Source organism: Streptomyces sp. NBC_00435 (genome assembly GCF_036014235.1).
GTDB lineage: Bacteria > Actinomycetota > Actinomycetes > Streptomycetales > Streptomycetaceae > Streptomyces.
Genome location: NZ_CP107924.1, coordinates 3,993,129 through 4,019,353 on the forward strand (window position 1 = coordinate 3,993,129; position 26,225 = coordinate 4,019,353).

23 protein-coding genes and 3 rRNA genes are annotated in these 26,225 nt (G+C 67.7%); 13 read left to right on the forward strand and 13 right to left on the reverse strand.

Annotated features, from left to right (window positions below; translation table 11 throughout):
• Nucleotides 1–49: 49 nt before the first annotated feature.
• Together OG389_RS18275 and OG389_RS18280 are read right to left on the reverse strand one after the other, a co-directional pair.
• Nucleotides 50–196: a hypothetical protein gene (locus tag OG389_RS18275; protein ID WP_328304365.1), complete on the reverse strand. Its 147-nt coding sequence runs from the start codon at nucleotides 194–196 to the stop codon at nucleotides 50–52.
• A 147-nt stretch (nucleotides 197–343) separates the two neighbouring features.
• Nucleotides 344–1,183, reverse strand: a complete 840-nt coding sequence (locus OG389_RS18280) for a hypothetical protein (protein ID WP_328299562.1) — start codon at nucleotides 1,181–1,183, stop codon at nucleotides 344–346.
• Between the two features lie 387 nt (nucleotides 1,184–1,570).
• Here OG389_RS18280 and OG389_RS18285 point away from each other — a divergent pair, with 387 nt between their 5' ends.
• The 3 genes from OG389_RS18285 (at nucleotide 1,571) to OG389_RS18295 (ending at nucleotide 2,189) form a co-directional block, all read left to right on the forward strand.
• The gene (locus OG389_RS18285) at nucleotides 1,571–1,750 is read left to right on the forward strand and encodes a hypothetical protein (protein ID WP_328299563.1); all 180 of its coding nucleotides are present in this window, start codon (nucleotides 1,571–1,573) and stop codon (nucleotides 1,748–1,750) included.
• 71 nt (nucleotides 1,751–1,821) lie between these two features.
• The gene (locus tag OG389_RS18290; protein ID WP_328299564.1) at nucleotides 1,822–2,070 is read left to right on the forward strand and encodes a hypothetical protein; all 249 of its coding nucleotides are present in this window, start codon (nucleotides 1,822–1,824) and stop codon (nucleotides 2,068–2,070) included.
• Nucleotides 2,067–2,189, forward strand: coding sequence for a hypothetical protein (locus OG389_RS18295; RefSeq protein ID WP_328299565.1), 123 nt, complete (start codon nucleotides 2,067–2,069; stop codon nucleotides 2,187–2,189). The genes OG389_RS18290 and OG389_RS18295 overlap by 4 nt, the downstream gene beginning before the upstream one ends.
• Nucleotides 2,190–2,241: 52 nt before the next feature.
• Here OG389_RS18295 and OG389_RS18300 read toward each other — a convergent pair whose 3' ends face one another.
• The 4 genes from OG389_RS18300 to OG389_RS18315 all read right to left on the reverse strand — a co-directional run bounded on the left by OG389_RS18300 (nucleotide 2,242) and on the right by OG389_RS18315 (nucleotide 5,967).
• On the reverse strand, nucleotides 2,242–2,967 hold the full coding sequence (locus OG389_RS18300) for a phosphatase PAP2 family protein (RefSeq protein ID WP_328299566.1): 726 nt from the start codon (nucleotides 2,965–2,967) through the stop codon (nucleotides 2,242–2,244).
• 213 nt (nucleotides 2,968–3,180) lie between these two features.
• On the reverse strand, nucleotides 3,181–4,200 hold the full coding sequence (locus OG389_RS18305) for a C40 family peptidase (RefSeq protein ID WP_328299567.1): 1,020 nt from the start codon (nucleotides 4,198–4,200) through the stop codon (nucleotides 3,181–3,183).
• Between the two features lie 196 nt (nucleotides 4,201–4,396).
• Nucleotides 4,397–5,236 carry a thioesterase family protein gene (locus tag OG389_RS18310; RefSeq protein WP_328299568.1) on the reverse strand — a complete coding sequence of 280 codons (840 nt, stop codon included), beginning with the start codon at nucleotides 5,234–5,236 and terminating at the stop codon, nucleotides 4,397–4,399.
• Nucleotides 5,237–5,358: 122 nt separating this feature from the next.
• Nucleotides 5,359–5,967 (reverse strand): LysE family translocator, encoded by a 609-nt coding sequence (locus tag OG389_RS18315; protein WP_328299569.1) that lies wholly within the window; start codon nucleotides 5,965–5,967, stop codon nucleotides 5,359–5,361.
• A 246-nt stretch (nucleotides 5,968–6,213) separates the two neighbouring features.
• On the opposite strand from OG389_RS18315, the gene OG389_RS18320 reads away from it, so the two are divergent.
• The gene (locus OG389_RS18320) at nucleotides 6,214–7,005 is read left to right on the forward strand and encodes a pentapeptide repeat-containing protein (RefSeq protein WP_328303886.1); all 792 of its coding nucleotides are present in this window, start codon (nucleotides 6,214–6,216) and stop codon (nucleotides 7,003–7,005) included.
• A 177-nt stretch (nucleotides 7,006–7,182) separates the two neighbouring features.
• Nucleotides 7,183–7,470, forward strand: a complete 288-nt coding sequence (locus OG389_RS18325) for a hypothetical protein (protein WP_328299570.1) — start codon at nucleotides 7,183–7,185, stop codon at nucleotides 7,468–7,470.
• Nucleotides 7,471–7,567: 97 nt separating this feature from the next.
• On the opposite strand, the gene OG389_RS18330 is transcribed toward OG389_RS18325, so the two are convergent.
• Entirely contained in the window at nucleotides 7,568–7,789 is a 222-nt protein-coding gene (locus OG389_RS18330) for a hypothetical protein (RefSeq protein ID WP_328299571.1), read from the reverse strand.
• Between the two features lie 795 nt (nucleotides 7,790–8,584).
• On the opposite strand from OG389_RS18330, the gene OG389_RS18335 reads away from it, so the two are divergent.
• The 6 genes from OG389_RS18335 to OG389_RS18360 all read left to right on the forward strand — a co-directional run bounded on the left by OG389_RS18335 (nucleotide 8,585) and on the right by OG389_RS18360 (nucleotide 15,673).
• A complete protein-coding gene (locus OG389_RS18335; RefSeq protein WP_136213834.1) occupies nucleotides 8,585–8,893 on the forward strand; it encodes a hypothetical protein in 309 nt (102 codons plus the stop codon).
• 85 nt (nucleotides 8,894–8,978) lie between these two features.
• Nucleotides 8,979–9,812 carry a hypothetical protein gene (locus OG389_RS18340; RefSeq protein WP_328299572.1) on the forward strand — a complete coding sequence of 278 codons (834 nt, stop codon included), beginning with the start codon at nucleotides 8,979–8,981 and terminating at the stop codon, nucleotides 9,810–9,812.
• Nucleotides 9,802–11,136: a hypothetical protein gene (locus tag OG389_RS18345; protein ID WP_328299573.1), complete on the forward strand. Its 1,335-nt coding sequence runs from the start codon at nucleotides 9,802–9,804 to the stop codon at nucleotides 11,134–11,136. The genes OG389_RS18340 and OG389_RS18345 overlap by 11 nt, the downstream gene beginning before the upstream one ends.
• The gene (locus OG389_RS18350) at nucleotides 11,133–12,695 is read left to right on the forward strand and encodes an SCO6880 family protein (protein ID WP_328299574.1); all 1,563 of its coding nucleotides are present in this window, start codon (nucleotides 11,133–11,135) and stop codon (nucleotides 12,693–12,695) included. The genes OG389_RS18345 and OG389_RS18350 overlap by 4 nt, the downstream gene beginning before the upstream one ends.
• 19 nt (nucleotides 12,696–12,714) lie before the next feature.
• Nucleotides 12,715–14,130, forward strand: coding sequence for an ATP-binding protein (locus OG389_RS18355; protein WP_328299575.1), 1,416 nt, complete (start codon nucleotides 12,715–12,717; stop codon nucleotides 14,128–14,130).
• A gap of 1 nt (nucleotide 14,131) precedes the next feature.
• Entirely contained in the window at nucleotides 14,132–15,673 is a 1,542-nt protein-coding gene (locus OG389_RS18360) for a type VI secretion protein (RefSeq protein ID WP_328299576.1), read from the forward strand.
• Here OG389_RS18360 and OG389_RS18365 read toward each other — a convergent pair.
• From OG389_RS18365 to OG389_RS18380, 4 genes are all read right to left on the reverse strand, one after another.
• Nucleotides 15,670–16,227, reverse strand: coding sequence for a GNAT family N-acetyltransferase (locus OG389_RS18365; RefSeq protein WP_328299577.1), 558 nt, complete (start codon nucleotides 16,225–16,227; stop codon nucleotides 15,670–15,672). The two genes, OG389_RS18360 and OG389_RS18365, sit on opposite strands and share 4 nt — an antisense overlap.
• Nucleotides 16,228–16,341: 114 nt before the next feature.
• Nucleotides 16,342–16,459, reverse strand: a 5S ribosomal RNA gene (rrf, locus tag OG389_RS18370).
• Nucleotides 16,460–16,532: 73 nt separating this feature from the next.
• Nucleotides 16,533–19,656: ribosomal RNA gene (locus OG389_RS18375) — 23S ribosomal RNA — on the reverse strand.
• Nucleotides 19,657–19,940: 284 nt separating this feature from the next.
• Nucleotides 19,941–21,465 (reverse strand): 16S ribosomal RNA (locus OG389_RS18380).
• The 16S, 23S and 5S rRNA genes sit together here, the layout of an rRNA operon.
• An 897-nt stretch (nucleotides 21,466–22,362) precedes the next feature.
• Here OG389_RS18380 and OG389_RS18385 point away from each other — a divergent pair.
• Together OG389_RS18385 and OG389_RS18390 are read left to right on the forward strand one after the other, a co-directional pair.
• On the forward strand, nucleotides 22,363–22,944 hold the full coding sequence (locus tag OG389_RS18385) for a transposase (protein ID WP_328303888.1): 582 nt from the start codon (nucleotides 22,363–22,365) through the stop codon (nucleotides 22,942–22,944).
• Nucleotides 22,863–23,192 carry a hypothetical protein gene (locus tag OG389_RS18390; protein WP_328299578.1) on the forward strand — a complete coding sequence of 110 codons (330 nt, stop codon included), beginning with the start codon at nucleotides 22,863–22,865 and terminating at the stop codon, nucleotides 23,190–23,192. Before OG389_RS18385 ends, OG389_RS18390 begins: the two co-directional genes overlap by 82 nt.
• A gap of 1,267 nt (nucleotides 23,193–24,459) precedes the next feature.
• Here the strand turns inward: OG389_RS18390 and OG389_RS18395 are convergent.
• Both OG389_RS18395 and OG389_RS18400 read right to left on the reverse strand, forming a co-directional pair.
• Nucleotides 24,460–24,780 (reverse strand): MafI family immunity protein, encoded by a 321-nt coding sequence (locus OG389_RS18395; protein ID WP_328299579.1) that lies wholly within the window; start codon nucleotides 24,778–24,780, stop codon nucleotides 24,460–24,462.
• 31 nt (nucleotides 24,781–24,811) lie between these two features.
• A complete protein-coding gene (locus tag OG389_RS18400) occupies nucleotides 24,812–25,930 on the reverse strand; it encodes an IS630 family transposase (protein WP_328299580.1) in 1,119 nt (372 codons plus the stop codon).
• Between the last annotated feature and the right edge of the window lie 295 nt (nucleotides 25,931–26,225).

The window sequence follows — 26,225 nt, forward strand, 5'->3', positions numbered from 1 at the left end:
CTCGGATCTCTCGAACCGTCGAACCGTCGAACCGTCGAACCGTCGGGACTCAACGCCCCATCAGAACCTCATCGATACGGTCCTGACTGAGCCGGTCCTCGTTCGCGGCCGAGGCCGCGATGATCAGCTCCCCGCACAGCTCGATCTCCGCGAGAGCCACGAGGTCCTGCACCGTCGAACCGCCTGCGGGAGTCACGCGTGTCACCTCTCTCTGCCGTCGTCCGGTCGCCGGCGCTCGGTTTCTCAGCGTAGGGAGCGTGCGGCACGGCGCACATGACACGGATGGACCATTTCCGGATACCCGGCCATGGCCCGATCGCGCCGCCCTCACGGGTCCGGCCGACTAGTCGGCGATCTTCCCCGCGTAAATGTCCGCTTCCGGCGGCAATACGACGGTGACCGGGGTCCCGAAGCCGTAGAGCAGCGTGGTGGAGGACACATCGATCACGCCATTGTTGACGTAGGTGAAACGGTGACAGACCTTCCGCAGCCGGCCCTCGGCGTCCAGGTACGCGTCGAACGGCACCGCACCCTTGCTGAACCCTTTCGCCGCCGCCTCCAGCGCCCCCTTCACCGCCGGGGACGCCTCCGCCGCGGCCCGCGCGATGTCGGTCGTACCCCGGTAGTGCCGCACCTTGGTCCCGGCCACCTCGGTCTCGCCCACGTACGTCACCGCTTGCGCGCCGCGCAGCAACTCGGCGGCGGCCATCGGGTCGGTGGCCCCGCCCGTGACGAGGTTCCCGTCGGCGAGGGCCGTCGTGTCGACCCGTACCCACTTGTCGTCGGGGACGCCCGCACCGCGGTTCTTCATGTAGAGGGCCCCGGGGACCAGCAGCTCGGTGATGGGCCGGTGTTCGGCCTGGCCCTTGGCGTCGTCGGGGAGCATGACCAGGAGCTGGCTCATCCGGCTCTTGAAGTCGACCCCGCCCTCGCCCCGGATCGTGACCCGGGTGCCGCCGGTCGCCATTTCCATGGCGGTACGGGCCTGCGCGCTCCCGGTCGCGGCCAGCGTGTCGGCGGCTGCGCGGACCGTCGCCGCCGGGTCACCGGAGGGGCGGGCGTCATCGCCGGCGACCGCGTCGCCGCCGCATCCGCTCAACGCCGCAACCGTCAGGGCCAGACCGGCCGCGACCGTCGCCCGACCCGCGCGTCCCAGCGTCCACCTGTGCTGGTGCACCACCATCGCCTGCCAACCCCCAACGCGTGACCGCTGTCTGCCGAGGCCCTCACCCACTCCGCTTAACGACTCCCCGCCCCTCCCGTCACGGCCCACCCCCCGCCCCGCACCCCAACGGGACAGCCCCGAGCCCCTTGTCCCACAACGCCGACGGGGGCGCGCGGCGGGGGCGCAGCCTGCGGGGGCCGGGGGCGCAGCCCTGGTTTCGGGAAGGGGTGGGTAGGGGAGGAACAGCCCCGCAGGGCCCCGCCGTCCAGCCACCCGCACGGGCAGGATTCCGCTCCCGCGAGGCGAGGTGGCACCCGCAAGGCAGTCCCCCGCCCCACCCAGGCCCGGTACCGTGGTGCCGTGGAACCGCACACCGAAGCGACTCTTGTCCCTCCGTTTGCCGCCGTGCCGCTGCCCCGCGACCCCGCGGGACCGGCCTCGGCCCAGCCGTCCACCGGTCACGCCACGAGCACCTCCGACCGAGGGGCGTTCTGCCTGGCCCTCTGCACCTGCGGCTGGCGCGGCCCGGCCCGCCGCTCCCGCGACCTGGCCCGCAAGGACGCCACCCGCCACGCCTCGGAGTAGCCCCGGCCTCCCGTTCCCCCGATCGGACGGCCCGGCTGGCCGACCCGCCCGGGAGCGGATGCCCTTGACTCATGCCCGGACCCGCGCCCCGACTCGCCGCCCTCCTCTGGGCCCTGCTGATCGCGTTCGCCCCGGCCACAGAGGCCTCGGCCGCCCCCGCCCGGGCCAGCCCCGTGGGCACGGCCGACGGACCCGGCGACGTCGCCCTGGCCATCGGTGTCACCACCGCCGCGGCCACCGCGACCGGCCTGTGGCTGCGCTCCCGCTACCGTCGCTCCGACGCGGATCCGGACGGTACCGAGGGCGGCGGCGACCCATGACCCCGCCACCGCGCCCCCGCACCCGCCCGGCCGCGATCCGCCTCTGCTTCGGAGCCGCGGCACTGTGCCTGCTGGCAGCCGTAGCGCTGACCGTCTGGGACTCGTACGGCATCGGATGAACACCGCGCCGGCCGCGCCGCAGCCCGCACGCCGGCCCCGCCCAGCACACCTTCAGGCGGCGAGGTCGCTCTCGTGCCCCCGCCCAGGCGGCGGAGTCGCGGCGGCGGCCGCCGCGAGGTCCACCGGCCGGGCCGTCACACGGCCCCGCGCCCGCACCAGTACGCCCAGCCGCGCGGACCGGCCCACCGCCCGCACCAAGGGGGTCAGCAGCGCCATCGCGAGCGGTGCGAGCAGCAGTACCACCGCGGTGCCCAGCGCGAGCCCCCCGATGACGTCGGTCGGATAGTGGAGGCCCATGAAGACCCGGGTGAAGCCCTCCACCAGGGCCAGCCCGATCCCGATGTAGCCGAGCCGGCGGTGGGCGACGAACAGCCCCACCCCCAGCGCCATCGCGAGCGTGGCGTGATCGCTGACGAACGAGAAGGCGCTGTGGCCCGCCCCGATGCCGGGATCCAGCACCTCGACCCCGCCGTGCTGCGCGGCCGGCCGCGGCCGGCCCACGAACTCCCGCAGCGGGACGTTCAGAAGCAGCGCGGCCCCGGCGGCGAGCGGCGCCCACACGAGCGCGGCCAGGGACTCGACGGCGGCGGCCTCGTCCTGCCGGCGCGCCCCGCGCCAGCACCAGAGCATCAGGAGCGCGAGGGCGAGCAGGATCCCGTACTCGCCGACGACGGACACCGCCCGGTCCAGCCAGCTCGGGGCTCGCCCGGCCAGTCCGTTGATCTCGTACAGCAGGCTTACATCCACGTTCGGCCCACCCGTTGTGAGTCCAGCCATGGTGATGCGGCCCCTTGCCCTTGCCTCGGTCCCCCTGCGGCCGCACCCCTGCGTGCGGCCCTTCGCCCCCCGGTGATCAGTCCGGTGTTTCCGATGATTCCGTCCCTGTGCCCCATGGAACGCCCGTTCTGGCGGCTACGTTCCACTCTCCACCGAATGATCACCCCAACGTTACCGAAGAGTGACTCATCGTCGCAGCTCAGGGCCTTTGCTTCACACTGTGTTGCCGACGGTTTCGCGCCTCGGCAGCGCCTCCGCACCGTCCTTCGTCACCCGGGTCGCACCGAAGTAGTCGGGCGTGTCGATCTTGTCGAAGCGGATCACCGCGCCGGTGTACGGGGCGTTGATCATGTACCCGCCGCCCACGTAGAGCCCGACGTGCCGGATCTCCCGGGAGTTCGTCAGGTCGTCGGAGAAGAAGACCAGGTCCCCCGGCAGCAGTTCCGCCCGCGAGGGATGCGGGCCGGCGTTGTACTGGTCGTTCGCGACCCGGGGCAGATCGATCCCCACCGACTCGTACGCGGCCTTCGTCAGACCCGAGCAGTCGAACCGGCCGTCCTGGTCGGGCGTCCCGTTCCCGCCCCACAGGTACGGGGTCCCCAGCTGCTTCTGTGCGAAGTAGATCGCCCCGGCGGCCTGCTGCGAGGGCGCCACGCGTCCGACGGGGGCCTCGAAGCTCTTGGCGAGGGTGGTGATGGTCTTCACGTACCCCTCGGTCTCCCGGAACGGCGGGACGCCCTGATACTGCGTCACCGCGCCGGGACCGGCGTTGTAAGCGGCCAGCATGTTCCGGACGGGGTCCCCGGGCACCTTGCCCACGTAGCGCGCCAGCTCGCAGTCGTACGAGGCCGCCGACGGGATCGCGTCGTTCGGATCCCAGATGTCGCGGTCCCCGTCACCGTCCCCGTCGATGCCGTGCGTCGCCCAGGTCCCGGGGATGAACTGCGCGATGCCCCGCGCGTCCGCCGGACTCACCGCGCTCGGGTTCCACCCGCTCTCGGAGTACAGCTGGGCCGCCAACACCGCCGGACTGAGCGTGGGGCAGAGGTTGCCCCACTTCTGCACGAGGGACTGGTACTTCCCCGGCACGGCCCCCTTCGCGAGCCCCAGGGCGCGGCCGCCGGCGCCGCTCGCGATGCCCGCGGCCGCCGAGTACGTACCGATCACGAGCAGGGCGAGAAAGCACAGGCATGCCCCGAAGCTGATTCCACCGACCACCCAGAGTCTGCGCACCCGCCAACCTTCCCCCATCGAACGGCTTTTCCCGGGGTTCCCGCCACCCCGTGTCGAATCATCCCGTCCGGGGGCCACCACAGAAACCGTTGCAGGGCGAGGAGTTGGGGCACGAGTCCGGCAAATGGCCGAACTCATAGGAAGATACGAATACTCCCACGCCCGGGGGATCCCTGTCCCCGCGCCTGCCCCACGCCTATCCCCGCGGCGCCACGAAGAGACTCTGCGCGCTCCGCCCGATGGGGCCCTTCTCGTCGTGCAGCCGGGCGTCCGCCAGGCCGATCCCGGCCGCGTCCACGCTCGTACGGGCCTCCACGCACACCCACTCGCCGACCGGATGGCGGTGCAGGTGCACGGTCAGGTCGCCGTTGACGAACACGTACTTCCCGAAGTCCATGACGGAGCTGATGCCGTTGCCCGAGTCCGCCGCGACCAGTACGCGGTCCAGCGGCCTGGGCTCCTCCCCCGCCACCAGCGGCACCCTCATCCGCATCCAGCAGGTACCGGGTCCCAGTTCGACGAACGCGCCCCGCGTGAACCGGGTCTCCATCGCCGAGTGGTAGCCCTTCTCCCACGGCACCGGGAAGAAGGGCGTCACCCCCACCTCCCCGGGCGGCGGCAACTCCGGCCCGGGCACCACGGCCGGTACGGACTCCCGCGCCATCCGGATCCGCAGCGCCCGCGCCAGCATCACGGGCGCGGCCCCGGCGGGGGCGAGCGCGGCCTCGACCACCTCGGTGCCCCGGCCGGCCCGGAGCACACTGGTGGTCAGCTCCAGCGGACCGATCGGCACCGGGCGCAGGATCTCGTACGTGATCCGGGCGATCCGCATGTCCTCCCGCCCGCCCGGCCGTTCCTCGACGGCCCGCCCGAGCAGCGCGGCCGGCGGACCGGCGTGCTGCGAGCCGGGATCCCACGGCCCGCGCGTGTAGCCGGTCGCCAGGAACCGCCCCGTGTCGATCCGCTCGTAGAACCCCTCGGCGGCACTCTCGACGGAACCTCCGGCGGCACTTCCAGCAGCGCTCCCGACACCCATGGCCGCCACGCTACCGACAGGTAACCCGCACCACCAGCCCCACGGCTCCCCCGCCCGCCCCTCGGACCCCCTCCGGAAACCCCTCGCGCGCCCTCCCGCGCACCGCGCCCGCGCACACCCGCTCAGCGGGCGAAGCCCAGCCCCACCCCGAGCCCGACGAGCACCGAGCCGATGGCCCGGTTCAGCGCCTTCTGCGCCTTCAGCATCCGGTCGCGCAAGCGGGAGTTGGAGAAGAACAGTGCCACCACCGAGAACCAGCCCAGGTGCGCCGCCGACATGAACAGCCCGTACCCGGCCTGCTGCCACACCGCGGTACCCGGCCCGACCACCTGGGTGAAGGTGGACACGACGAACAGCGTGGTCTTCGGGTTCAGCACATTGGTCAGGAAGCCGGTGCGCAGCGCCCCGAACGGCGACAGCCCGCTCCCCTCCTCCAGGTCCACGGTCACCTCGGCCCGCGCACGGAAGGTCCGTATCCCGATCCACACCAGGTACGCGGCGCCCGCGAGCTTGATCACCGTGAACAACCCGGTGGAGGAGGCGATCAGCAGACCGACCCCGAGCATCGTGTAGGAGACGTGGACCAGCACCCCGGCCGCGACACCGGCGGCCGCGAACAGGCCGGTGGGGCGACCGTAGAGGTAGCTGTTGCGAACGACCATGGCGAAATCCGCGCCGGGACTGATCACGGCGAGGAAGGTGATGACGGCGACTGCGATCACTTCTGTCATGCGGCGATGCTCGCCGCACCGGCCGCCCGTGATCAAGACCGTCCCGCATCCCAGCACTCCCGGGCAGCTCCCACCACGGCCCGCCCGAGCCCGCACCCCACCACCGGCCCGCCCACGCGGACACCCCATCTCCCCCACCGGGAGACACGGGGGACAATTGCGGACGTGCCCAAGCCTCCCCCTTCGCAGCCCGCCTCCGCGCCCCAGTCCGCGTCCCCCTCCGCGCTCCCCGCGCCGCTCCCCCTCCTGCGGGCGGACTGCGCCAACTGCTTCGCGCTCTGCTGCGTAGCCCTGCCCTTCGCCAAGTCCACCGACTTCGCCGTGAACAAGCCCGCCGGCACTCCCTGCAAGAACCTCCAGCAGGACTTCCGCTGCGGCATCCACACCCGGCTGCGCGACAAGGGCTTCCCGGGCTGCACCGTCTTCGACTGCTTCGGCGCGGGCCAGCGGGTCTCCCAGGTCACCTTCGGCGGTCGCGACTGGCGTACCCATCCGGGCACGGCCGGCGTGATGTTCGAGGTCTTCCCGGTGATGCGGCACCTGCACGAGCTGCTCTTCTACGTCTCCGAAGCCCTCACCCTGCCCGCCGCCCGCCCGGTCCACGCGGACCTGCGCACCGCCCTGGCCGACATCACCCGGTGGACCGAGGCGGCCCCGGAGACCCTCGCGGACTTCGACGTCACCCCGCTGCGCCAGCAGGTCAACGCCCTCCTCCTGAAGACCAGCGAGCTCGTACGGGCCAAAGCGGCGGGCCGGCGGAAGAACCACCGCGGCGCCGACCTGATGGGCGCCCGCCTCTCCGGCGCCGACCTGCGCGGAGCCAACCTGCGCGGCGCCTACCTGATCGCGGCCGACCTCAGCGGCGCCGACCTGCGCACGGCCGACCTGATCGGCGCGGACCTCCGCGACACCGATCTGGGGGACGCCGACCTGCGGGACGCCCTCTTCCTCACCCAGGCCCAGCTCAGCGCGGCCCGCGGCAACCCCGCGACGCGCATCCCGGACTCCCTGACCCGCCCCGCGCACTGGCTCGCGTAACGGGCCTCGTCGCGCCCGCCCGCCCGCCCGCCGAACGGCGCACGCCGGACAGGTGTGCGCCCCTCGCGCATCCGCACGCCCCACACCCAGCGTGACGGTACGCGATTGACCCAATACGGTGAGCCACGCAACCGGAAGATGATCGTCATCGGACGGCTCCACTGGAGGTTCCCCAGCATGCGACGACCGACCACCACCCTCGGCACCCTCGCGGCCGCCGCCACCCTCGTCATCGGCCTCGGCGGCTCCGCGCACGCGTCCTCGGGCGACCTGGTCATCAACGGCTACCCGATCCACGAGCCGTCCGGCTGCATCCTGCACAACGGCCCCGCCGCCGTCACCAACCACACCGACGCCCCCGTCTTCATCACCAGCGGCCGCTGGTGCACCGGACCGGTCGTCGCCGTCATCCACTCCGGCGAAACCCAGTTCGCCCCGTTCGCCTCGAACATCTACGCCCCGTAACCCCACCCCACTCCCCCGCCCCCCTGGCGGCCCGCTTCCCCACGAGTGCCGCGCCCGGCTCGTGCCCCGGGCGCGGCACCGGCGGGGAAGCCGGCCGTCACGGCTTGGCGACGGACTGCCAGCCGAGCGGGCAGAAGACGCCCATCGCCGAGTAGTCGCAGAAGATCTCCGAGACGTCCCCACCGTTCGTCAGCACCTTCACGTACGCCCGGTCATCGGTGTAGGTGATGGACACCGCGCACGCGTCCCGCGGGAAACCGGGATTCGCCCGCGTCGTGAGGTCCTTCCAGTAGTACGGGCCGACCGTCGTCCCGGACACGCTCCGCCGACCGATGTACGCCTTCCCCTTGCTCAGCGCGGCACTGAGTTCCTGGTCGTTCCGCGCCTTGACCGAGTCCAGGTCGGAACACGGACCGGTCGGCCCCCGATCACCCTTCGGCCCGCGCTCACCCTTCGAACCCCGATCGCCCTTCGGCCCGCGCTCACCCTTCGGACCACGCGGTCCCGGACACCCGACACCGCCCCCCGGCGCCGCCCTCACGTCGTCGTCCCCGCGCGGCACCGCACACGTACCGCCATGGGGACCACCACCGGCGGCCACCGCGACCGGGACCGAAACCCCCGTGAACACGAGTGCCAGCGGCACCGCCAACCCACCGGCCAACCACGCCGCCCGCCGTCCAGCCCTGCCCAAGCGACCCATCCGTCACCCACTCCTCATGTCTGCGTATACCGAGCCACTTGGAGCATCACCCGCAACCCTGCGTGCGGATGGACAGACTGACGGAATGTCGGACAAACATCATCGGGATGGTCGAACGAAACACCCGCCCATTGCGCCGAACGGCGCCCCCTGAGCAGGCGCCCCGTACGCCGGGACGACAATCATTGCCCGGGGTCACCCCTCGTGATACACAGAGTGACCATACGTTCTTTCCCCCACACGCCGCCCGACCCCAGGTCAGGACGCACGGACGGCGCCCGGGGCGACAGATCGGGTAAAGAGAGCAGTCAAGTCGACATCCGACGGCGGTTTCATCAGGGAAGATAGTGCGTGACCCCTGCCGTCCGGGCACGGGGCACCGGAACTACCCATACAGGGGCGGTGAGTTACATGATCCTGGCAGCCGAAAAAGGCGACATCACCACCATCATCGGCGGAATCGCCCCGAACTGGGGGCCGTTCGGCAGTCTCGGCAACGAGGCGAAGGTCATGGTCGAGGTGGTCATGGCCGTCGCGATCCTGCTGTGCCTGGGCATCGCCATCTGGGGCGCCGCCAAACAGCGCATCGGCGCGACCGCCCTGCGCGACACCTTCAGCGCGGAACAGGGCAAGGGCCTCATCGTGGCCGGCCTGACCGGGGTCTTCATCATCGGCTCCCTCGGCACCCTCTTCACGATCGTCTACGGAATGGCCGTCTAGCCAGAGCCCTGATGAGGACTCACCACGCCGCGCCTGCGCGGATACCAGCGCTACCGTCGTACGACGCGGAGGGGGCGAACACCGAATGAGCACCGACGACCAGTACGGTGGCGGCGGCGCGGGCCACGGCGAGGTCGGCGGCACCGGCCAGACCCGTACCCGCTTCCCGGAGTCCTCGGACCCTTACGGCCCTCCCCGCCGCACCCCCCGCGCCTCCAGAGGCCTGATCACGGTCGTCGGCGTAGCGGTCCTCCTCATCGCAGCCATCGCCTTCGCGAACCAGTCCCACACCCCGGAACCCCCTCCAGCCTCCGACAAACCCCCGGCCACCAACCCGACGGCGGCCACGGGCGTCCCGCCGGTGGGGAGCAAGTCGTCCGGGCTACCTTCAGGTTTCCCGCAGGACCAGCAGGGTGCCCAGTCCGCTGCGTCGAACTATGCCGTCGCGCTGGGCTCTGACGGCATGTTCAATCCCGCGCGCAGACACACCATCGTCGACGCCGTCGCAGACGACAGCACCCGGACGAAGCTGCAGAGCGGATTCGATGCGGACTACTCCGCCGGCCTGCTCTCCCAGATCGGTCTGACCAAGGACGGCCTCGCCCCAACGGGATCCACGTTCGTCAACCGGACCGTACCTGCCGGCGCCAAGGTCACAAACTTCTCCGGCGGTTCCGCCTCGGTCGACGTCTGGTGCATCGGCATGTTCGGCCTGACAGGTGAGAAGTCCACCCGCCCTGTCACCAGCGGCTGGTTCACCATCTCCCTGACCCTCAAATGGAACGGGTCCGACTGGAAAGTCGTCGAAACCGCCCAGAAGGACGGCCCCACCCCGGTGACCGGTGACAACCCGGTATCAACCTCCGACGAGATCGGCCGCGCCGTCACCGAATTCGGAGGCTTCACCTATGCCCGGTAGCCGCAAGCTCCCGCTCCGCGGCATCGGTGCCACGGCCGCAGCTGTCCAGAGCGCCGTCATCCTCCTCGCCGCCCGCGCGACAGCCGCACCCTCACCCACGCCGACACCGTCGCCGTCGCCGTCGGCGAGTACAAGCAATGACCCCTGCTCGCTGATCGCGGGGCCGGCTCGCGAATACTGCGAACGCGGCAGCGCCACCACCGGCGGAGCCCCCCGCACAGGCCTCACCCCCGCAGACCCCGCAGACGCCCTCAACCCCCTCTCCTCCCTGGCAAAGGGCTGCGCCGACGCCGCCGCCTGGATCGTCGGCGAACTCAGCAAGGCGGTCAACGGCACCGCCAACGTCGACTTCACCAACGGCGCCTTCCTCAAGCAGTACGCCATCGTCTTCGCCGCCTCCACCATCCTCACCCTCGTCCTCTGGCTCTTCGCCGTCGCCAAACGAGCCATCCGCGGCGTCCCCTTCACCACCGCCATGTCCGAAGCCATCGGCTTCCTCTGGCTCACCGTCCTCGCCTCCGCCTTCACCCCCCTCATCCTCTACACCGTCGTCTCCGCCACCGACGGCGTCACCGAAGTCATCGCCTCCGCCACCGGCGGCCAGACCGACGTCTTCTTCGGCTCCTTCGCCGAGGCCCTCAAGAAGGGCGAGGACATCGGCGGCGGCCCGATCATGCTGATCGTCGTCGCCCTCGTCACCGTCCTCGCCGCCGGCATCCTCTGCCTCGAGCTCGTGATCCGCGCCGCGCTCCTCTACGTCGGCGCCCTGCTCGGCACCGTCGTCTACGCCGGCCTCGTCGACCGCAACCTCTGGGGCCACGTCCGCCGCTGGGCGGGCATCATGATCGCCGTCATCCTCGTGAAGCCGGTCATCGTCATCGTCCTCGGCCTCGCCGGGGCCCTGGCCGGCGAGAAGGGCCCCAACGCCTTCTCCGCCGTCGTCTCCGGCCTCGCCATCATCCTCCTGGCGATCTTCGCCTCGGCGATGATCTACCGCTTCGTCCCCGGCTTCGGCGACGAGATCGCCTCTGCCCGCACCAACCGCAGCAAGGCCACCGACGGCGCCCAGGCGGCCGCCGTCATCAGCTCCCCGGCCTCCCTCGTCTCCCAGGGCATCAAGACCCACAGCAGCCGCGGCGGCGGCAGCGGAGGTGGCGGCGGCGGTGCCCACCGCGCGGGCGGCGGCGCCAACCAGATCTCCGGAGGCATGGCCGCACACAGCAGCCGCGGCTCCGGCGGCGGAAGCGGCGCGGCCGGCCCCGCCGCCGCACCCCCGCCCCGTACGGGCTCCAGCACGAGGAAAACAGGAGGTGACGGGCGGTGACGACCCAGTCCCACCAGATCCACCCGGTCGCGCCCCGCCGCACGTATCTGATCGGCCGGGCCCGGCCGAACGCGATCGTCGGCAAGAACCGCGAGACCGGCGAGATCGCCCTGATCATCGCCGGGGCGTTCCTCGGCATGATGAGCGGACTGCTCGTCCCCGCCCTCACCCTGCGCATCGTCACCCTCGCCGGCTTCCCGATGCTCGCCCTCGCCGCCGTCTACGTCCCCTACCGCGGCCGCACCTTCTACCGCTGGTTCGAGATCAACCGCAGCTACAAGCGCACCCTGCGCCGCGGCACGACGTTCCGCTCCGGCACCATGGAAGCCGGCATCCGCGCCGCCGACGGCCGCGAGGTCGAGGTCGGCCCGCCCCCGGGCATCGGCCGCATCAACTGGCTCGCCGCACCCTTCGGCCCCGACGAGATCGCCGTCCTCCTCCACGCGGACCGCAGAACCGTCACCGCCGCCATCGAGATCGAAGGCCCCGGCGTCGGCCTGCGCGACAGCGAGGACCAGGAGGCCCTCGTGGACCGCTTCGGCACCCTCCTCAAGCACGTGGCCAACGGCGACGGCTTCGTCACCCGTCTCCAGATGCTCGTACGCACCCTGCCGGCCGACCCGGAGGCCCACGACAAGGACGTGGCCGCCCGCGGCAACACCAACGCCCCCGTCTGGCTGCGCGATTCGTACGACCAGCTCCAGTCGATGGTGTCCACCTCCTCCGAGCAGCACCGCGCGTACCTCGTCGCCTGCATCCACTTCACCCGCGAACTCGCCGCCGAGGCCCACACCATCGCCCGCGCCGCCACCCCCCACAAGGGCCGCAAGCTCGACCGCGACGCCGGTCTCGCCATCGTCATGGCCCGCGAACTCACCGACATCTGCGCCCGCCTCGCCGAAGCCGACATCCGGGTCCGCCAGCCGCTCGGCCAGGGCCGCCTCTCCTCGCTCGTGCACTCCATGTACGACCCGGACCACCCCATCGACCACATCCAGGCGATGACCAAGCGCAACGCCTGGCCGGCCGAACTCGACGCCGTCGAGCCCACCTACCTCCAGGCCAAGACCCGCGAGTCCTCCACCCGCGCCCCCTGGTGCCACGCCACGGCCTGGGTGAAGGAATGGCCGATGACCCCGGTCGGCGTGAACTTCCTCGCCCCGCTCCTCGTCCACACCCCCGACGTGATCCGCACGGTCGCCGTCACCATGGACCTGGAACCGACCGAGATCGCCATCGAGCGGATGCTCACGGAGAAGACCAACGACGAGGCCGACGCGAGCCGCGCCGCCAAGATGAACCGCACCGTCGACCCCCGCGACATCGCCGCCCACGGCCGGCTCGACCAGCGTGGCGAAGACCTCGCGAGCGGCGCCGCCGGGGTCAACTTGGTCGGGTACATCACGGTCTCCTCGCGCTCCCCCGAAGCCCTCGCCCGCGACAAGCGCACCATCCGCGCCTCGGCGGGCAAGTCGTACCTGAAGCTCGAATGGTGTGACCGCGAGCACCACCGCGCCTTCGTCAACACCCTGCCGTTCGCCACCGGCATCCGACGCTAGCTGGAGGGAATGGCCGCCCATGCGAGATCCCATGTCCGCCCTGACGGACGCCTTCACCAGCTTCCTGTTCGGCAAGGTAGAAACCACGCGCCTGCCCGTCCGCACCTCCACCGGCCAGGCGCAGGCCGTCTACCTGCCCACCGCCGCCCCCGGACTCGGCGACTCCGGCGTCATCATCGGCCGTGAGGTCTACAGCGGCAAGGGCTACATCTACGACCCCTTCCAGCTGTACGGCCAGCAGCTCCCGGCCCCGCACTGGCTGGTCCTCGGCGAGTCGGGCAACGGCAAATCAGCTCTGGAGAAGACCTACGTCCTACGCCAACTCCGTTTCCGGGACCGCCAGGTCGTCGTACTGGACGCCCAGGGCGAGGACGGCGTCGGCGAGTGGAACCTCATCGCCCAGCAGCTGGGAATAACCCCCATCCGCCTGGATCCCATCGCCGCCAACGACGACGGGATCCGCCTCAACCCCCTGGACCCGGCGATCACCGCGACCGGTCAGCTCGCGCTGCTCCGGACCATCATCGAAGTAGCCATGGGCCACGGCCTGGACGAACGCTCGGGCTTCGCCCTGAAGGTCGCCCACGCCTACGTCGTCGACACGATCCGCGACCGCCAACCGGTCCTGATGGACATCGTGGAACAACTGCGGCACCCGGAAGCCGAATCGGCCCAGTCGATGAACGTGGCCATAGACGACGTCCGGGCCTGGGGCCTCGACGTCGCGCTCGTCATCGACCGCCTCGTCGACGGCGACCTCCGCGGCATGTTCGACGGCCCGACCACCGTCGGCATCGACCTCGACGCCCCCCTGATCGTCTTCGACCTCTCCCACATCGACCGCAACTCCATCGCGATGCCGATCCTGATGGCGATCGTCGGCGTCTGGCTGGAACACACCTGGATCCGCCCGGACCGCAAGAAGCGCATCTTCCTGGTCGAAGAGGCCTGGCACATCATCAACAGCCCCTTCGTGGCGCAGCTGTTCCAGCGGCTCCTGAAGTTCGGCCGCCGCCTCGGCCTGTCCTTCGTAGCCGTCGTCCACCACCTCTCGGACGTGGTCGACGGCGCTGCCGCCCGCGAGGCGGCGGCCATCCTCAAGATGGCTTCAACACGCACGATCTACGCCCAGAAGGCGGACGAGGCCCGCGCCACGGGCCGGGTCCTGGGCCTACCCCGCTGGGCGGTCGAAATCATCCCGACGCTCACCCCGGGCATCGCGGTCTGGGACGTGAACGGCAACGTCCAAGTCGTGAAACACCTGATCACCGAAGCCGAACGCCCCCTGGTCTTCACGGACCGCGCCATGACCGAGTCCTCCGCCCAGCACCGTCTCCCCGACGACCTCCTCGCCGCCGAGCTGGAGACAGAGGAACGCGCCATCCTGATGGAACGCCACCGCAACGGCGGTGGCTCGGCAACAACGGTGGCCTGACATGCCCGACCCCACGGACCGCCGCCCCCCGGGCGGCATCCCAGACGGCCTCCTCGTCGGCCTCCTGGCCTTCCTCCTCAGCCTGGCCGTCCTCACCTGGACGGCCACCGGCCTCGCCGCGCTCTTCACGAAGGGCTCCTGGCCGTCCACGGTCACCTTCACCCGCACCCCGACCGCGGTCCGCTCACTGATAGCCCAACCCCACGACATCCCGGCGGCCTGGCCCGACACACCCCCCGAGGCCCTCTCGAACTGGGGCCTGTTCTGGGGCCTGTTCATCAGCCAGCTCCTGATCCTCCTGGTCCTGGCCATCTTCGTCCTGGGCATCATCGCCCGCACCAGATCCCACCGAAGAAACCCCTCCCCCAAGGCCCAGTCCCCCCTGCCGACACAGCCCGCCCCAGCCCCACCGGCCTCGGCCCCACAGCCCCTCACCACCTCACCCCCTTCAACCCCGCCGGCGTTTGAGGCGCGGGGGCCTGGTGGCAGGGCCCCCGGCGACGGCGCCGCACCCCCCTCCACGGACGAGGCGTACCGCTACGGCTTCGGCTACGCCCCCGCACCGAACCCGCCACCGGCACCGGTGCCGGCACCGCCACCGGCCCACACCCCCCACCGCATCGCGTACGCCCCACCGCCCGCCCGTCACACCGCCGCCACAGAAGCCATCGCGGCAGCGACCGGCCCGATCCTCGTCATCACGTCCTCCCCCGCCCTCTGGGCGGAGACGAAGGACGCCCGCGCCAAACTGGGACCCGTCCTCCTCTACGACCCCTCCCACCTCTGCGACACCCCGGCCCGCATCCACTGGAGCCCCACAGAAGGCTGCGCGGACCGCGCCACCGCCGCCGCCCGCGCCATCGCCCTACTCGCCCCGGTCCGGCCCCAGGCCCGCATGGACACCGCCCTCGCCGACACCGCGGAAACGCTCCTTCGAAGCTGGCTCCAGGCCGCGGCCCTGGACAACCGCCCCTTCAAGCAGCTCCACCGCTGGGCCCAGGGCACGAACGCCCAGGAACCGGTCCGCATCCTGCGCACCCACCCCCAGGCGGCAACGGCGGCCCCCGGCGCGGCCGGCGAGCTCGAGAGCGCCCTCACCGCCCACTCCGAACGCCGCGAACTCGCCCAACACCTCACGGCCCGCGCCCTGAACGCCCTGACCTCGATCCACATCCGGGAATCCTGCACCCCGAACCGAACCGACTCCCTCGCCCTGGCATCGTTCGTCTCCGAAGGGGGCACCCTCTACGTGGTGGGCGAACCCTTGGAAGACCCCCGTACCCACCCGGGTGCGATGCCGCTGCTGACCGCACTCGCCTCCAGCGTGGTCGAGCACGGCCGCCGCATGGCCGCACGGTCATCCGACGGTCGGCTCGACCCACCACTGGCCCTGGTCTTCGACGACGTCGCCGCGGTGGCCCCGATCCCGCAGCTCCCCCAGCTCCTCCAGGACCGGACGCTCCCCCTGCTCGCCCTGTGCCGCAGCCGCGAACAGGCCCGCTCCCGCTGGCCGGAAGCCGACCTCCCCGTCGCCGTCCGCTAAGCGGGTCGCGTGAACACGTACTCCAGCTCCTTCGCGGACGGATCGGTCGGCATCGGCACGACCTTCCCGCTCGCCACGAACCCGAAGCGCCGGTAGAACGCCCCGGCCCTCGCGTTGTCCTCGTGCACGAAGAGCCGTACGCGTTCCAGTACCGGCTCCTCCAGCGACCAGATCCACTCCAGCGCGGCCGTGAACAGGGCTTCGGTCAGCCCGCTCCCCCGCTGCCCGGGCCGCACGAACACGCCCACGAGGTGCCCCTGGGTGCACTCGATCGCCCCATCGAAGATGTCGGTCGTCCCGGCGTCCTCGACGATCACGCTCACCGACCCGTCCCATTCCCCGTCGGGCGCCTCGGCCACGAACTGCCGGACCCGCCGCCCCGTCGAGGCCCCGGCGGCCCGCTCCTGCCAGAACTCGTCGGTCCTGCCCTCAGCTTGCTCAAGCGTCTCAAGGAACGCCACCGGCGCCGCCGGATCCCGCAGGGCTGCGATCCGCAGCTCCTTCACTTTCGCCCACTCATCGGCCCGAACCGGCCGGATCACGTACTGGTTCATACCTCGGGATCCTAACCAGCCGGCCGCCCCAGGCTCATCCGCATTTCTCCCAGACCCCTGAACGCAGAAAAGCCCCGTACCAGTTACCTGGTACGGGGCTTCCCCATAAAATTTGTTCGGCGGCGTCCTACTCTCCCACAGGGTCCCCCCTGCAGTACCATCGGCGCTGAAAGGCTTAGCTTCCGGGTTCGGAATGTAAACCGGGCGTTTCCCTAACGCTATGACCACCGAAACACTATGAAGTTAACCAACCGGATATGACACAGTTCGTTACTTCAGAACTAACACAGTGGACGCGAGCAACTGAGGACAAGCCCTCGGCCTATTAGTACCAGTCAGCTCCACCCGTTACCGGGCTTCCACATCTGGCCTATCAACCCAGTCGTCTACTGGGAGCCTTACCCTCTCAAGGAGGTGGGAATACTCATCTTGAAGCAGGCTTCCCGCTTAGATGCTTTCAGCGGTTATCCCTCCCGAACGTAGCCAACCAGCCATGCCCTTGGCAGGACAACTGGCACACCAGAGGTTCGTCCGTCCCGGTCCTCTCGTACTAGGGACAGCCCTTCTCAATATTCCTACGCGCACAGCGGATAGGGACCGAACTGTCTCACGACGTTCTAAACCCAGCTCGCGTACCGCTTTAATGGGCGAACAGCCCAACCCTTGGGACCGACTCCAGCCCCAGGATGCGACGAGCCGACATCGAGGTGCCAAACCATCCCGTCGATATGGACTCTTGGGGAAGATCAGCCTGTTATCCCCGGGGTACCTTTTATCCGTTGAGCGACGGCGCTTCCACAAGCCACCGCCGGATCACTAGTCCCGACTTTCGTCCCTGCTCGACCCGTCGGTCTCACAGTCAAGCTCCCTTGTGCACTTACACTCAACACCTGATTGCCAACCAGGCTGAGGGAACCTTTGGGCGCCTCCGTTACTTTTTGGGAGGCAACCGCCCCAGTTAAACTACCCATCAGACACTGTCCCTGATCCGGATCACGGACCGAGGTTAGACATCCAGCACGACCAGAGTGGTATTTCAACGACGACTCCACCCCAACTGGCGTCGGGGCTTCAAAGTCTCCCACCTATCCTACACAAGCCGAACCGAACACCAATATCAAACTATAGTAAAGGTCCCGGGGTCTTTCCGTCCTGCTGCGCGAAACGAGCATCTTTACTCGTAGTGCAATTTCACCGGGCCTATGGTTGAGACAGTCGAGAAGTCGTTACGCCATTCGTGCAGGTCGGAACTTACCCGACAAGGAATTTCGCTACCTTAGGATGGTTATAGTTACCACCGCCGTTTACTGGCGCTTAAGTTCTCAGCTTCGCCACACCGAAATGTGACTAACCGGTCCCCTTAACGTTCCAGCACCGGGCAGGCGTCAGTCCGTATACATCGCCTTACGGCTTCGCACGGACCTGTGTTTTTAGTAAACAGTCGCTTCTCGCTGGTCTCTGCGGCCACCCCCAGCTCACGGAGTAAATCCGATCACCAGTGATGGCCCCCCTTCTCCCGAAGTTACGGGGGCATTTTGCCGAGTTCCTTAACCATAGTTCACCCGAACGCCTCGGTATTCTCTACCTGACCACCTGAGTCGGTTTAGGGTACGGGCCGCCATGAAACTCGCTAGAGGCTTTTCTCGACAGCATAGGATCATCCACTTCACCACAATCGGCTCGGCATCAGGTCTCAGCCTTATATGAGGGACGGATTTGCCTACCCCTCGGCCTACACCCTTACCCCGGGACTACCACCGCCCGGGCTGGACTACCTTCCTGCGTCACCCCATCGCTTACCTACTACAAGTCTGGTCCGCCGGCTCCACCACTTTCCTTTCCCCGAAGGGTCCGGAACGGCTTCACGGGCTTAGCATCGCCTGATTCGATATTGGGCGTTTCAAAGCGGGTACCGGAATATCAACCGGTTGTCCATCGACTACGCCTGTCGGCCTCGCCTTAGGTCCCGACTTACCCTGGGCAGATCAGCTTGACCCAGGAACCCTTAGTCAATCGGCGCACACGTTTCTCACGTGTGTATCGCTACTCATGCCTGCATTCTCACTCGTGAACCGTCCACAACTAGCTTCCGCTGCTGCTTCACCCGGCACACGACGCTCCCCTACCCATCACAGCGGGCGTTGGCCCTATAGCTGCAATGACACGACTTCGGCGGTACGCTTGAGCCCCGCTACATTGTCGGCGCGGAATCACTTGACCAGTGAGCTATTACGCACTCTTTCAAGGGTGGCTGCTTCTAAGCCAACCTCCTGGTTGTCTCTGCGACTCCACATCCTTTCCCACTTAGCGTACGCTTAGGGGCCTTAGTCGATGCTCTGGGCTGTTTCCCTCTCGACCATGGAGCTTATCCCCCACAGTCTCACTGCCACGCTCTCACTTACCGGCATTCGGAGTTTGGCTAAGGTCAGTAACCCGGTAGGGCCCATCGCCTATCCAGTGCTCTACCTCCGGCAAGAAACACGTGACGCTGCACCTAAATGCATTTCGGGGAGAACCAGCTATCACGGAGTTTGATTGGCCTTTCACCCCTAACCACAGGTCATCCCCCAGGTTTTCAACCCTGGTGGGTTCGGTCCTCCACGAAGTCTTACCTCCGCTTCAACCTGCCCATGGCTAGATCACTCCGCTTCGGGTCTAGAGCGTGCAACTCAATCGCCCTATTCGGACTCGCTTTCGCTACGGCTTCCCCACACGGGTTAACCTCGCTACACACCGCTAACTCGCAGGCTCATTCTTCAAAAGGCACGCAGTCACGACCGTTATTCCGAAGAATAACGGCGACGCTCCCACGGCTTGTAGGCACACGGTTTCAGGTACTATTTCACTCCGCTCCCGCGGTACTTTTCACCATTCCCTCACGGTACTATCCGCTATCGGTCACCAGGGAATATTTAGGCTTAGCGGGTGGTCCCGCCAGATTCACACGGGATTTCTCGGGCCCCGTGCTACTTGGGAGATTCTTAAGCAAGCCGCTGATGTTTCGTCTACGGGGGTCTTACCCTCTACGCCGGACCTTTCGCATGTCCTTCGACTACATCAACGGTTTCTGACTCGCCGACCGGCCGGCAGACCGATCAAAAGAATTCCCACAACCCCGCATGCGCAACCCCTGCCGGGTATCACACGCATACGGTTTGGCCTCATCCGGTTTCGCTCGCCACTACTCCCGGAATCACGGTTGTTTTCTCTTCCTGCGGGTACTGAGATGTTTCACTTCCCCGCGTTCCCTCCACACTGCCTATGTGTTCAGCAGTGGGTGACAGCCCATGACGACTGCCGGGTTTCCCCATTCGGACACCCCCGGATCAAAGCTCAGTTGGCAGCTCCCCGGGGCCTATCGCGGCCTCTCACGTCCTTCATCGGTTCCTGGTGCCAAGGCATCCACCGTGCGCCCTTAAAAACTTGGCCTACAGATGCTCGCGTCCACTGTGTAGTTCTCAAGCAACGACCAGCCACCCATCACCCCCATCCGAAGATGAAGTTCACTGGGGCCGGCATCGCAGAAGGACAGCCTTTCGGCCGTACCCTCAGATACCCAACAACGTGCCAAGCACGATCCCCGCCACTATCACTGTTTTCCACGCCGAAGCAGTACTTACAGGATGTTTTGGAAACCGTGCCAACTAATCAACGTTCCACCCATGAGCTGACCGTGCAGAACATTTGTCTGCAATCGGTACTGTGCTCCTTAGAAAGGAGGTGATCCAGCCGCACCTTCCGGTACGGCTACCTTGTTACGACTTCGTCCCAATCGCCAGTCCCACCTTCGACAGCTCCCTCCCTTACGGGTTGGGCCACCGGCTTCGGGTGTTACCGACTTTCGTGACGTGACGGGCGGTGTGTACAAGGCCCGGGAACGTATTCACCGCAGCAATGCTGATCTGCGATTACTAGCAACTCCGACTTCATGGGGTCGAGTTGCAGACCCCAATCCGAACTGAGACCGGCTTTTTGAGATTCGCTCCACCTCACGGTATCGCAGCTCATTGTACCGGCCATTGTAGCACGTGTGCAGCCCAAGACATAAGGGGCATGATGACTTGACGTCGTCCCCACCTTCCTCCGAGTTGACCCCGGCGGTCTCCTGTGAGTCCCCATCACCCCGAAGGGCATGCTGGCAACACAGGACAAGGGTTGCGCTCGTTGCGGGACTTAACCCAACATCTCACGACACGAGCTGACGACAGCCATGCACCACCTGTATACCGACCACAAGGGGGGCACTATCTCTAATGCTTTCCGGTATATGTCAAGCCTTGGTAAGGTTCTTCGCGTTGCGTCGAATTAAGCCACATGCTCCGCTGCTTGTGCGGGCCCCCGTCAATTCCTTTGAGTTTTAGCCTTGCGGCCGTACTCCCCAGGCGGGGAACTTAATGCGTTAGCTGCGGCACCGACGACGTGGAATGTCGCCAACACCTAGTTCCCAACGTTTACGGCGTGGACTACCAGGGTATCTAATCCTGTTCGCTCCCCACGCTTTCGCTCCTCAGCGTCAGTAATGGCCCAGAGATCCGCCTTCGCCACCGGTGTTCCTCCTGATATCTGCGCATTTCACCGCTACACCAGGAATTCCGATCTCCCCTACCACACTCTAGCTAGCCCGTATCGAATGCAGACCCGAGGTTAAGCCTCGGGCTTTCACATCCGACGTGACAAGCCGCCTACGAGCTCTTTACGCCCAATAATTCCGGACAACGCTTGCGCCCTACGTATTACCGCGGCTGCTGGCACGTAGTTAGCCGGCGCTTCTTCTGCAGGTACCGTCACTTTCGCTTCTTCCCTGCTGAAAGAGGTTTACAACCCGAAGGCCGTCATCCCTCACGCGGCGTCGCTGCATCAGGCTTTCGCCCATTGTGCAATATTCCCCACTGCTGCCTCCCGTAGGAGTCTGGGCCGTGTCTCAGTCCCAGTGTGGCCGGTCGCCCTCTCAGGCCGGCTACCCGTCGTCGCCTTGGTGGGCCATTACCCCACCAACAAGCTGATAGGCCGCGGGCTCATCCTTCACCGCCGGAGCTTTTAACCCCCGCCCATGCAGGCAGGAGTGTTATCCGGTATTAGACCCCGTTTCCAGGGCTTGTCCCAGAGTGAAGGGCAGATTGCCCACGTGTTACTCACCCGTTCGCCACTAATCCACCCCGAAGGGCTTCATCGTTCGACTTGCATGTGTTAAGCACGCCGCCAGCGTTCGTCCTGAGCCAGGATCAAACTCTCCATGAATGTTTACCCGTAATCGGGTGCACACGCACTTAGAGCGGGACAGTCATGTCGGAATAAGACCGACCGTCCACTGCATCCTCGCTGTGTAATTGCCTGCAAGCATCACAACCGAAGCCGTGACCCCACAGGTCTTTTTCAAAGGAACCTCATCCACCGAAATGGACGGGGTATCAACTTTTGGCGTTGATTTTTGGCACGCTGTTGAGTTCTCAAGGAACGGACGCTTCCTTTGTACTCACCCTCTCGGGCTTTCCTCCGGGCGCTTCCTTCGTTCTTGTGTCTCCGACTCTATCAGACTCTTTCGTGTCCGATTCCCGGTCGAAGCGGGTTTCGCTTTCCAGTTCTTCGCTTTCGCGTTTCCCTTTCCGGCGAGTCCGACTCTATCAGAAGTTTTCCACCGGATTTCCCGGCTTCGGATTCCTGGATGAGGAGTCGAGGGTGCCCACTCTGAATTGCTTCTTTGGGGGCTGGCTGCCGAACTGTCCAGTTCCAGGCAACCGTTTGACTCTACATGACGCCCCCTGCAGGGTCAAAATCAGCACGCCACACCCACGTTCCTCCCCTCCCCCAGCAGCCGCTCCCGTCACGGCGCTGCCATGGACAAGCCCCTGGCCCAGGGCTCCGCCAGTCAGCAGCAGCTGCAGGAAGGAGCCTTAAGAGCAACGCCGGTCCGTGCGATCAGCACGCGGCGGACGCCGTACAGGGCTCCGGTACTCGCTGCGCGATGCGATACCTGTCGACGGTCCCGTATTCCGGTTCTGCCAGATATCTAGCGAATGGGCGGGGTCATCACGCTTCGTGCGGGGTGTCCGACGAGGCGGGGCCGTTGTTGCCGGTCGCGGTGTTGGGCCGGCCGTCGTGTGTCGGCGGCGGTTGATCGACGGGATCCGCTGGCGGGTGCGGGCTGGAGCCCCGTGGTGTGATCTGCCGACGGAATACGGGCCGTGGCAGACGGTCTACGGGCTTTCCCGTCGCTGGCAACGCGATGGTGCCTGGTCGGCGGTACCGACCGGGCTGCAGGCCCGGGCGGACGAAGCCGGGCTGATCACTTGGGGGGTGAACGTCGACTCCACGATCTGCCGGGCCTATGAGCACGCGGCCGGTGCCGGGCGCGACGGCCCAACCCAGAAGGAACCACCGGGCGGCCGCCAGGCCGAACCCGACGATCACGCCCTGGGCCGTTCCCGCGGCGGTTGGACCACGAAGTGGGGAGACAGCCCGCAGTTCGGAGCCGTCTTGGAAGCCATCCAGGTCCCTCGCCTCGGCCCGGGCCGGCCACTGGTTCGTCCGTTGCGGGTCCGTGGTGACAAGGCGTATTCATCGACCTGCCGGGAGTGTCGGTCCCGCGCGTCATTCTGGCCGCGATCAGGTCAGCGGGTTGAGGGGACACAGGGCCGATGGGGGCTGCGTACTACCGGGCCGAGAGCGAGAGCGGCGACCACATCGAGGACCCGTCCGAGGACGCCCTGTTCATGCTGATCGACGACCTCAACGGCTCGGACAACACCTTCGTCGTCATCCAGCCCGACGAGGACGACCCGGCCTGGTTCGCCTCGGTCGCGGTCCTGGACGAAGGCGGCTACGAGGTCGTCCGCCGCGACACCACCCGCCGCGAACACGAGGTCACCACCGAGACCGGCATCGACCAGATCGCCCGTGACCTCACCATCTGGATGGCCACCCGCGACTTCCCCGGACGACCCACCCAGTACAACAGCAACTTCTAAAACACGCCCTAGCTGTGCGCCGCTTCAAATGTTGAGCAGCCGGTGTCCGGCCATCACGTTCTCCGCGCGCATCGAGGGGCTGACCGGGCCGCACACCCGGCAGACGCAAGCTGCTGCGGTCGTTGATCGCCTCGATCACTCTGCCTGGCGGGCCGTCCCGGCGCCCGCCAGGCAGCGCACTTGGGTATCCGTAGCGCCGAGGTCGCGCTGCCGGCCCTGACCCGCCCGGTTCCACTCGGTTGCCCAGCCGCCAGTTGGCGCCGTCGGATTCCTGGGAGTGGACGACTTCGCTCTGCGCAAGTGGCGACTGCTACGCGACGACCTGGTTGATCTGGAAGCCCGCCGACCGGTCGGCGTCCCGCCTGGCCGGCACACCGAGCCGCTGGGCACGTGGCTTCGCCGCCACCCTGAAGTGAGGCGATCTGCCGGGACCGGGCCGGCGCCTGGTCGGAAGGGGCCCGAAACGGTGCCCGCAGGCGATGCACGTCGCCGATGCCTGGCCTCCGTGGCGGAACGTCGTGGAGGCGGTGGAGAGCACAGTCGGGTCTCACCACGGTTGCATCCAAGCCGCGTTCGCGGCGGCCACAGTCGTGGCGGAGGCAATCGCGAGGGACCTGGTCACGCCAGAGTCGTCCAGGCCGCTGCCCATGCCGTTCGGCCCGCCGGACGGCACGCTCGACGTCAGCGGCCAGCCCCAGCGTCCGGTGGCCCGCACGACGGAGAGATACGCGGCGGTCCAGGCCCTGCTGGCCAAGGGGAAGTCCCTGGCACTGATCGGCCGGACACTGCGGCTGGACCACTCCGCCGTCCGCGGTTACGCCCGCGCCGTGAGCCTCGACGAACTCCAATCCAAAGCCACTGGCCGACGTCCGTGCTGGACGAGCAACAAGCCCCACCTCCATGCCCGCTGGATGGAGGGCTGTCACGACATTCCCCGGCTTCACCGGGTGCTTCCCGTGCCTCCGCCGCTACTACCGGCGCCTTCAGACCTCCCCGCCAACCAGGACGGAAGCGGCAGCCGGCCTCCCGGCCGCAGCCCAGACCAGCCCCGGAGCGCCGCCGCGTCGCCCTGCACACCCTGGTCAACGGCCTACGACGCGACCTCGATGATCACCTCGTCCTGCGTGCGCACCAGCTCCCGTTGGAGAGACCCCCTGCCCACATCTGCTCCTCACCGAAGGGCTGGCACGGCCATCCTTCACTCGAGGGCGAGGCCAGCCGACTGCCTAGTGCTGTGACCGGGAAGGTTCGCCGGGTTGGCGGGTCGTCACTCCTGCTCGGAGGCAGCGGCGAGGTGGCGGCGGCAGAGGTCGGCAGTCGTGAGGTGAGGCTTGTGCAGCGCATCGCTGTAGAGCCGCATCTCACGAGCTGCTCGGTCCATGTGCTGCCAGAAGCTGAGCGGCAGATCGAGGTCGTCACCGAGATCGGCCAGGCAGTCGAAGGCAAGTCCCAGCTCGTTGTGTTCCAGGAATTCCAGTGTCGCTGAGAGATCGATGTTCGGCAGGCTCGTGAGATGGGCCCGGGCGGCGTCGAGATGGCCGCGGGTCTGGTTCCAGTCGGCCTGAAGAGCCTCACGTTCAACGGTCATGGCGCCAGTGTTGCCGGTGCCGTAAGTACGGTCACGCGACTTTTATCTGGCGTCCGCCCCAGCGGATGCCTTTCTCGCTGCGGATGCGCGCGCGTTCGCGTCGTTGGGCGGCCAGGACGTCGGGGTGGCGGGCGTTCTGGTTGCGCCAGCGCAGGTAGGCATGGAGGGCCCGCGTCTGGACGGTGTGGTTGGGGTGGTTCGAGTTGGCCAGTGTGAACTGCCGTAGCGGTCCGAAGTGCGCCTCGATGGGGTTGGCCCAGGACGCATAGGTCGGCGTGAAGCACAGCTCGACCTTGTTGCGGGCCGCCCACCTGCGGATTCTCCAGTTGAGGTGGGCCGAGAGGTTGTCCCGGATCACGTAGATCGGGGCGCCGTCCGGGCGGGCCGCGCGGATCGTTCTCAGCGCGGCCCAGGTGTGGTCGATGCCTTTGCGGCGCCGGTTGGTCCCCCACATCTGGTCGTCGCCGATGGAGTAGCAGCCATGGACGTAGGTGATGCCGTGGGTGCGCCGGTAGGTGGCCGGCAGGCGGTCAGGCCAGGCCCGTTGGGCCCAGCAAGAGCCGGCGGTGGGGCGGATTCCCAAGGGTCCGAACTCGTCGAACGCGAAGGTGCGGTCCGGCCGCTCGTTGATCGCGTACTCGATCCAAGCCAGCTTGGCGTCGAAGTCCGGATCCGGGGACTCCTTCCAGGTCTTCGTGCGCTGGAAGGAGATCCCGCGGCGGGCCAGTAAGCACCGCAGGGCCTCCCGGCCGATCAGGACGGGGCGGGCACGGTTGCGCCGCAGGTGATCGACAAGCTTGCGGATCGACCAGCGGGTGAACGGCTTGCCCAGCACGGTCGGGCGAGTGGTGGCCGTCTGGACGACGAAGTCCTCGTCGTCACGATCGAGAAGGCGGGGACGGCCTCCCGCCCAGCGAGGGTCCAGGCATGCGAGCCCGATCTCGTTGAACTTGTGGATCACATCGCGGACGGTGCCCTCGTCAGCCTGGACCAGCCGGGCTATGACCGGGACCGTGCTGCCGCCGGCCGAAGCCAGCAGCATCATCGCCCGCCGGAACCGCACCGAACTCGTACTGCCCCGCCGGACGATGTGCTGGAGTTTCTGGCCCTCATGCTCCGTCAGCCCGCGAACCCGGACCGGTTTCGCCATCCCGCCTCCCCACGCTGGTCGGAGAACTCATTTCCAACCAGCACAACGAGCAACCCGGCGAACCCTCCCGGTCACCGCACTAGCCACAGGGGGAAAACACTGTTCCGTATCCAGGGCATCACACCGGGCGACTGCCGAGTTCAACCGCCCAGCATCACGGGGAGCGTCCAGTGCCACCGCCGCTGCGCTTCCGCCCCGGCAAGCGGGGCGGAAGCGGCAACCCATCTCGCAGCCGCAGCCCAGGCCGGCGCCGCGGAACTGATAGAGATCCGTGGCTGCGCGACATCGCAGGATC